Source organism: Allostigmatella hybrida (assembly GCF_020103775.1).
Lineage (GTDB): Bacteria > Myxococcota > Myxococcia > Myxococcales > Myxococcaceae > Hyalangium > Hyalangium aurantiaca.
In genome coordinates this window covers 1-5,910 of record NZ_JAHXBH010000063.1, presented here as the reverse complement: position 1 = coordinate 5,910, position 5,910 = coordinate 1, and the positions used below count along the sequence as shown (strand labels likewise).

6 protein-coding genes and 1 pseudogene are annotated in these 5,910 nt (G+C 67.1%); 6 read left to right on the top strand and 1 reads right to left on the bottom strand.

What is annotated here, in order from left to right; all coding sequences use genetic code 11:
* Positions 1 to 86 precede the first annotated feature (86 nt).
* The 3 genes and pseudogenes from KY661_RS37870 to KY661_RS36990 all read left to right on the top strand — a co-directional run.
* Positions 87 to 248 (top strand): annotated as a pseudogene (locus KY661_RS37870) (double-CXXCG motif protein); the annotation flags it as partial.
* Positions 249 to 333: 85 nt separating this feature from the next.
* A complete protein-coding gene (locus tag KY661_RS36995; protein ID WP_225414665.1) occupies positions 334 to 900 on the top strand; it encodes a head protein in 567 nt (188 codons plus the stop codon).
* 14 nt (positions 901 to 914) lie between these two features.
* Entirely contained in the window at positions 915 to 1,328 is a 414-nt protein-coding gene (locus KY661_RS36990; RefSeq protein WP_225414664.1) for an arsenate reductase/protein-tyrosine-phosphatase family protein, read from the top strand.
* A 42-nt stretch (positions 1,329 to 1,370) separates the two neighbouring features.
* Here KY661_RS36990 and KY661_RS36985 read toward each other — a convergent pair whose 3' ends face one another.
* On the bottom strand, positions 1,371 to 4,505 hold the full coding sequence (locus tag KY661_RS36985; protein WP_225414663.1) for a carboxypeptidase regulatory-like domain-containing protein: 3,135 nt from the start codon (positions 4,503 to 4,505) through the stop codon (positions 1,371 to 1,373).
* A gap of 258 nt (positions 4,506 to 4,763) precedes the next feature.
* Here KY661_RS36985 and KY661_RS37865 point away from each other — a divergent pair, with 258 nt between their 5' ends.
* The 3 genes from KY661_RS37865 to KY661_RS37480 all read left to right on the top strand — a co-directional run bounded on the left by KY661_RS37865 (position 4,764) and on the right by KY661_RS37480 (position 5,719).
* Positions 4,764 to 5,012, top strand: coding sequence for an NmrA family NAD(P)-binding protein (locus KY661_RS37865; protein ID WP_225414666.1), 249 nt, complete (start codon positions 4,764 to 4,766; stop codon positions 5,010 to 5,012).
* Positions 4,979 to 5,179, top strand: a complete 201-nt coding sequence (locus KY661_RS36975; RefSeq protein ID WP_225414662.1) for a hypothetical protein — start codon at positions 4,979 to 4,981, stop codon at positions 5,177 to 5,179. Before KY661_RS37865 ends, KY661_RS36975 begins: the two co-directional genes overlap by 34 nt.
* A gap of 408 nt (positions 5,180 to 5,587) precedes the next feature.
* Entirely contained in the window at positions 5,588 to 5,719 is a 132-nt protein-coding gene (locus KY661_RS37480; RefSeq protein ID WP_263437684.1) for a hypothetical protein, read from the top strand.
* Positions 5,720 to 5,910 lie beyond the last annotated feature (191 nt).

The window sequence follows — 5,910 nt, the reverse complement described above, 5'->3', positions numbered from 1 at the left end:
ACCCTGTCGATAGATTCCTCTGCCCTCTGTCCGCTCCTGCTCGCCCCTCAGACAGCCCTGTCCGGTGAACGGTTACCAGCCTTCCGGCAAGCCCTCTGCTTCAATCAGCCTCCTTACCCCAGGACACGGATCTGTTCCGCGTGGCCAACTTCGCGACGGTGATGGTCGCCAGCCAGCGCTTCGTGGAGACAATACGGCGGCTTTGGCCAGAGGAACGGCTGGACGTGCGTGAACTCCCACTGCGGTAACCGGACGCTTGGGAGGTCCGCTTCCAGCCATGGTTTTGGCATCCGCTACCACTGCTCCCGCGCCCTATGCTTCCCTGGTGTCACCATGAGCATCGTAGAACTTTGCCTTGATGTAGAGGGTTTCCTTGGGCGGTACCGGGAAGACGCCTTGTCTCCAGAAGAAAAGGAGAAGTTCCTAGTGGCCATCGACGCAATCCGGTTCATCTCAGCCAGTGGCCAGTCCTATGACTTCGAGGACTACCGGAAGAGTCTTGAAACCAATGCCCCTCCCCTCGTGGTCGCAGCGTTCCACACGCTGAGCGAGGCGGAGTCCTGGTTGAAGAACCATCCCAATCCACCGCAAAGCGCATGTGTCCTGGTGTCGGGCGAGTATTATCGCATCATCTACTCTCGCGAGTTGAATCTCCGCAAGCTGCGTCCCAGCCCCAATACGCTTGCATATTATCTTGAGGAAATGACGCGCGACGGCCTTCCGCCACCGGTAGCTACTTTCCACAACCAGGAGGAGGCCGTCACCTGGCTCAATAGCCAACCTGAACCACCGCCGCATGCCTTCATCATGATTTCAGGCGCGTATCACCTGGCGGTGTATCACTATAAAGTCAACCTTCGTTCTATTTACGCTCTCCCCAAGGCCGTGAAAGCAGATTGACGATGGAGTTCACGATGAACACGGTCATCTTCGCCTGTGTCCACAACGCGGGCCGCTCGCAGATGGCGGCGGCCTTCTTCAACGCCCTGGCCGCCCCGGACAAGGCCCGCGCCGTATCCGCCGGAACCCAACCCGGCGAACGTGTGCACCCAGAGGTGCAAGCCGCTATGGCCGAGGTGGGCATCGACCTGTCGGGCGCCAAACCTCAGCGCCTCACGGACGACCTGGCCCAGGGCGCGCAGTGGCTCATCACGATGGGGTGCGGCGAGGCCTGCCCGCATGTGCCCGGCCTGAAGCGCGGCGACTGGCCCCTGGAGGACCCCAAGGGCAAGCCGGTGGAGCGCGTGCGCGAGATTCGCGAGGAGGTGCGTGCCCGCGTCGCCTCCCTCATCGCCCGCGAGGGGTGGGAACGCGAGATCCCAGCTTGAGGGTTTCCCAACCGGCACCACCGCGAGTCCACCCTGCGGCTGCTAACGGGCCGGTACCCTCAGGACCAGCCCCGCGGGGGGCCGCTCAGAGGAGGAAGGGAGTTGCCCCCACATCGCGATCTGGCCGTTCTGCCGCAGCGCGATGCTGAAGGCGCTGGACCGGTCCGCCACCGACGCCACATCGGTGAGGCTCGCGGGAGGGGCCGCCTGGCCCTTGTCGTTGGTCCCCCATCCCAGGAGGGAGCCATTCGCGCGGAGCAACGTGTAGTGCCCCGAGCCACCAGCGGCTTGGACGACATCGCCCAGGCCGGTCAGCTCCCAGGGGCCATAGGCACCGGGGATGTATCCCCAGATGACAGCCGTGCCATCCGCCTTGATCGCCAGACTGCTGTCGGAGCTGGTGGCGATGGCCACGACGCCGCTCAGCCCTGGGGGGAGCGTCATCACCTGTGAGCTGCCGCTTCCCCAGGTGACGACCGTGCCATCCGCCTTGAGGGCGAGCGAATGCATCCAGCCCGCGGCGATGGCCACGACGCCGCTCAGCCCCGGGGGGATGTTGAGCTGTTTGTAGTAGTTGTTTCCCCAGCCGGTCACCGTTCCGTCCTGCTTGAGGGCCAGGGTGCAGGTCAATCCCGAGCTGATGGCCACAACCCCTTGCAGCCCCTCGGGGATCGGCACGCTGTCCGAGTCATCGCCGATCAGCCCCCATTGGACGACGGTGCCGTCATCCTTCAGCGCCGAGGCGGCGAAGTATTCCGCGGACACGCTCACGACGCCGGTGAGGCCTGCGGGGATCTGGGGGATTTTGTAATAGCTGCCTCCCCACGTGGTGACCGTGTTGCCGGGCCGGATGCCCACGCCCCAGTCATCGGCGGTCGAGAGTGTCTGCTGCGGCAGCACGCGGAAGGATGCCGAGACGCTCGGCCTCCAGGACACACCGGGGGTGAGCGTCACGGTGTAGGTGCCCGGAACGAAGGCGTGAGGCACCCTCACCACCACACGCTCATCCGACCAGGAGATGTACTCCAGGCTGCTCTGGCCGCCCAGAGAGACCTGCGAGCCGCCGCGCTGCGCTCCGAAGCCCGAGCCTGTCAGCGCCACATGCCCCCCCTGAACCGCAAGGGCCGGGGCGGTGAGCACCGGCGCGCCCAGGCGCTCCAGCGCCAGGGTGGCCGTGGCGGTCTGCTCCCACTGCACCTCCAGCCCCTGCCCGGCACGCGTGTAGTGGTCTTTCCGGGCGGTCAGGGTGTAGGTGCCCGTGGGGACCCCTTCGAGGACGAAGTGGCCCTGCGCGTCGGTGACCGCGCTCCTGCTCAGACCGGAGAGTGTCACCGAGATGCCGTCATGGACGCTCTCGCCCGTGAGCTGAACGGTGCCGGCCACGGTGCCGCGCTGGCGCGCCAGCGTGAGGGATACGGAGGTGGTCTGCTCGCCCAGCACCACCACGGACTGCTGGAGCGGGAGGTAGCCGTCCCGCTGGACCCGCAGGGTGTAGGTGCCCGGCAAGAGGCCGTCGAAAGTGAAGCGGCCCTGGGCATCGGCCTCCGCGCTCTCTGCCAACTCGGTCAGCGTGAGGATGATGTCCTTCGCGCTGGCGTCATCGTCCGGGTGCAGCACGCCCGCCACGCTCCCGCGGGACAGGGGTAACGTCAGGGTGACGGAGGACTGCTCGTTGGCGCGCACCGTCACGCTGTGGCGGGCGGTGACGAAGCGGTCTTTCTGGGCCACCAGGGTATAGGTGCCCGTGGGCACGCCCTCGAACGAGAACTGGCCCTGGGCGCCCGTCAGCGTGCTGAAGCCCGTGGAGGCCAGCGTGACGGCGATGCCCTCGGGGCTGCTCGCATCCTCAAGCTGGAGCACGCCCGCCACACCACCACGCTCCCGCGCCAGGGTGAGCGACACGTCCGTGGTCTCCCCCAGCCGCACCTCCACCGTCTGCTGGACGGAGGCGTAGAGGCTCTTCTGGAGCTCCAGGATGTAGGTGCCCGTGGGGATGCGCCCCAGGAAGAAGCGGCCCTGCGCGTCCGTCTGAATCGAGACCTGGGCCTCCTTCAGCCTCACAAGGGTGCCCCCATGCTGGCTCACCCCTTCGAGCAGGACGGTGCCCGCCACGCTTCCACGCTCACGCAGCAGCGTGAGGGAGACGGAGGCGGCCTCGTCCGCTTGGACCTCCACCGTCTGCTGGACGGAGGTGTAGAGGTCCTTCCGGCCCTCCAAGGTGTAGGTGCCCGTGGGAACCCCGCTGAAGGAGAACTGGCCTTGCGCGTCCGTCTCCGTCGAGACCCTCGCCTCCTTCAGGACCACGGTGATGCCCCCATGCTGGCTGATCCCTTCGAGCCGGACGGTGCCCGCCACCTGGCCCCGCTCGCGCGCCAGGGTGAGCGCCACGTCCGTGGTCTGCCCCGCGCGCACCTCCACGGCGTGCCGCACGGAGGTATAGAGATCCTTCTGAATCACCAGGGTGTAGCGGCCCGTGGGGAGCCCTTCGAAGGAGAAGAGGCCCTGCGCGTCCGTGGCCGCCGAGGCTCCGGTCTCCGCCAGCGCCACGGCGATGCCGCCGGGACCGCCCTCCCCTTCGAGCTGGAGGGTGCCCGCCACGTTTCCGCGCTCGCGCAGCAAGGCGAGGGAGACGGAGGCGGTCTCGTCCGTCCGGACCTCCACCGGCTGCTGGGCGGAGGCGTAAAGGTCCTTCTGGCCCTCCAGGGTGTAGGTGCCCGTGGGAACCCCGCTGAAGGAGAACTGGCCCTGCGCATCCGTCACCGCTTGGAAGGCCGTGCCGGCCAGGGTGACGGTGATGCCTTCGGCGGTGGCCGCATCGTCCAGTTGGAAGGTCCCCGTCACCTGGCCCCGCTCGCGAAGCAGGGAGAACGCCACGGAGGCCGTCAGTCCTGCTTGGAGCTCCACGGACTGCTGGGCCTGGCCATACCGCGCACGGGTGGCCACCACGAGGTGCACGCCGGGGGGGACCTCCTCGAAGGAGAAGTGGCCCTCGGCGTCGGTCTGGGTGCTCAGGTGGGCATCGGGGAGCGTGAGGGTGATTCCCTCATGAGAGGCCGCCTCTTGGAGCAGGGCCTGCCCCGTGATGCGCCCGGCGGAGGGTGAGGGCTGGGAAGCCGGGGAGCAGGCCGCGAGGGCCAGCACCAGGGCCCAAAACCATGAGGCACTTGAGCGTCGCACGGGAACGTCTCCGTGAAGAGAGGGAAGGACTCCCAAGAGGGAGCGGGCAGCCTCCATACGGCAGCATGCGGTGAAAATTCAACACAGCCGCCCGCGCCGGGTTCTTCCGGCTCTCCCAGCTTTCTCCAGCCTGATGGGCCATCGAGAGAGCTGGCCAATGGGCCCGGATCCACCCGGTAAACCCTTCCAGCAGCGCCAGCATTCGCTGCGAGATACCCTTGATGCCAGCCCTCAGGGCCGAGAAGCGTTGGTAAGACAATCGCCGACCTGGCCGTCGAGGCCGGTGTCCAACACCTCGTCGACAGCTCGACCAACATGGCAGGCCCCCAGAAGACCTGCGTGGGCCACTTCGACAGCAAAAGCCAGATCGAGGCGCATGTTCGCAGCCTACCGATAACTCACACCATCATCCGCCCCGACGCGTTCATGGAGCCGCAGGGCGGCCCATCGCCTATCAGCGCTTTCCTGACAGCGTGCTCGATGCCAATCCCATCCTCACCCGCCTGACCCGGCTGGTGGACGAGGGCCCCCTGGCAGGCAGTGCGGACCTCGCCGCCCTGCGCAAGCTTCACCCCGGGCTGCTGACCGTGGAGCGCTGGCTCTCAGGACCGGGGAGGAACGCTTTCGAGGTGGCGTTGCGCCACGGGGGCCCCTCGACGCTGCCGAAAGCGTGAGTCCGCCCGGATGCCGCGCTGCGCTCGTTGCAGTACCAAGACGCCTGGGGCGTGGGCGGCAGTTCCGCTGTGAGTGCCTCCACCTCCCGGACTGTACCCGTCGACAGTACCAACCAGTCGGTAGCAGCCGCTCCACGGTACCAACCAGTCGGTAGCAGCCGCTCCACGGTACCAACCAGTCGGTAGTAGCCGCTCCACGGTACCAACCAGTCGGTAGTAGCCGCTGGCTACCTCGCCGATACCAACAGTTCTGCCTCAGACTGTGAAGGGGCTGACGAGCGGGGAGGCCCCGGGCTTACGGTCGCCTTCGGGCACTCTCACCGGCCGGGTGTCCACGTCAGGGCCGGACGTGAGGGGAACTGCCGCGCCATTGCAGTGGGAGCAGGGCGCACACTGGCTTCCAACTGGATGCAGGGCCGCTCGGGGGGCTGGGAGAACGAGCTGCTCGTCGCGTACCGCCTGCCCACCGGCCCGGTCGCCGCTTACAGCTTGCCGCTTGTTGGGGGCGCCTTCCTGGGGGGCGGCAAGGTGTACCGGTAGGACTCCGCCGCAGCTCCCGGACTGTGGGATTTGGGCCCACTGCGCCAGTGCTCGCGATGGTAACGTGGCAATCCAGGAGGTCACGCATCCTTGTTCCAACCGCTTAGATTGTCCCTAGGAGTGTGTTGAGCTAACGAGCCAGGGGCGTCGGGCGGACGGCTCGGCGCCTGGCTCCTCCACGGGGAGCGAGC

Bases quoted from the DNA above. Each gene is read 5' to 3' on its own strand.
- KY661_RS36995 (WP_225414665.1), top strand. From the start codon at position 334: ATGAGCATCGTAGAACTTTGCCTTGATGTAGAGGGTTTCCTTGGGCGG.
- KY661_RS37480 (WP_263437684.1), top strand. From the start codon at position 5,588: ATGCAGGGCCGCTCGGGGGGCTGGGAGAACGAGCTGCTCGTCGCGTAC.
- KY661_RS36990 (WP_225414664.1), top strand. From the start codon at position 915: ATGAACACGGTCATCTTCGCCTGTGTCCACAACGCGGGCCGCTCGCAG.